1 protein-coding gene is annotated in these 1,622 nt (G+C 64.4%); it reads right to left on the reverse strand.

The window, feature by feature from the left end; all coding sequences use genetic code 11:
* The coding region (acs, locus tag LZA78_RS17500; protein WP_233678164.1) for an acetate--CoA ligase at positions 1-1,595 on the reverse strand (1,595 nt) is incomplete at its 3' end.
* Positions 1,596-1,622: the final 27 nt, after the last annotated feature.

Here is a 1,622-nt window from a genome sequence, read left to right on the forward strand (position 1 = left end):
ACCAGCGCCGATTCAACCTCGGCCGTGCCCATCCGGTGGCCCGAGACGTTGATGACGTCATCGACGCGGCCGGTGATCCAGTAGTAGCCGTCCTTGTCGCGGCGGCAGCCGTCACCGGTGAAGTAGTAACCGCGGTACTGCGCGAAGTAGGCTTCCTGGAAGCGCTCGTGGTCGCCCCACAGCGTGCGCATCTGGCCCGGCCAGCTGTCCGAGATACACAGCACGCCCTCGGCCTCGGTCTCGCCCTGGCGCACGGCGGTCGCCGCGTCAAGGATCACCGGCTTCACGCCGAAGAACGGGTTGGTGGCCGAGCCGGGCTTGGTCGGCGTCGCGCCCGGAAGCGGCGTCAGCATGTGGCCGCCGGTCTCGGTCTGCCAGAAAGTGTCGACGATCGGGCATTTGCCCTTGCCGACGTATTTGTCATACCACACCCAGGCTTCGGGGTTGATCGGCTCGCCCACCGAACCCAGCACGCGCAGGCTCGAGAGGTCGTATTTCTCGACCCATTCCGTGCCCTGCCCCATCAGCGAGCGGATCGCCGTCGGCGCGGTGTAGAACTGGTTGACCTTGTGCTTTTCGCAAACCTCCCAGAAGCGGCCCGCGTCCGGGTAGGTCGGCACGCCTTCGAACATGATCGTGGTCGCGCCATTGGCCAGCGGACCGTAGACGATGTAGCTATGGCCGGTCACCCAACCCACGTCCGCGGTGCACCAGAAGACGTCGCCGTCCTGGTAGTCGAAGGTGTATTGATGCGTCATCGAGGCATAGACCAGGTAGCCGCCGGTCGTATGCACGACCCCCTTCGGCTTGCCGGTCGAACCCGAGGTGTAGAGGATGAACAGCGGGTCTTCGGCGTTCATCGGGCGCGGCGGGCAGTCGGGCGAGACGTGATCCATCAGGTAGAGCAGGTCGACGTCGCGGCCCTGCACCCAGGAGATCTGGTCGCCGGTGCGCTTCACCACGAGGCAGCGCACCTTGTCCGAGCAATGCAGCAGCGCCGCATCGGTATTGGCCTTGAGCGGGGTCTTGCGGCCGCCGCGCGGCGCGAAGTCGGCGGTGATCACCAGTTTCGCGCCCGAGTCGTTCACGCGGTTGGCCAGCGCGTCCGGCGAGAAGCCCGCGAAAACGATCGAGTGGATCGCGCCGATGCGCGCACAGGCCAGCATCGCGTAAGCCGCTTCCGGGATCATCGGCAGGTAGATGACGACGCGGTCGCCGCGCATGATGCCCTGCGACAGCAGGACGTTCGCCATCCGGTTCACCTTCTCGGACAGCTCCTTGTAGGTGATGTGCTGCGCGGGCTCCGCCGGATCATCGGGCTCGAAGATGATCGCGGTCTGCAGCGCGCGATCCTTCAGGTGGCGGTCGATACAGTTCACCGAGGCGTTCAGAACGCCATCCTCAAACCACTTGATCGAAACCTTACCATAGGTGAAGTCCGTGTTCTTCACCTTGGTGTAGGGCGTCATCCAGTCCAGACGCTTGCCTTCACGGCCCCAGAACGCATCCGGGTTCTCAACAGACTCGCGATACATCTCCAGATACTTCTGCGTGTTCGCGTGAGCATTCTCAAATCCTGCCGGAACCTCGCGCACGTCGGGCGCTGCAACGGTCTGTTCCTG

It is taken from the genome of Rhodobacter flavimaris, from assembly GCF_021378075.1.
Classification (GTDB): Bacteria; Pseudomonadota; Alphaproteobacteria; order Rhodobacterales; family Rhodobacteraceae; genus Rhodobacter; species Rhodobacter flavimaris.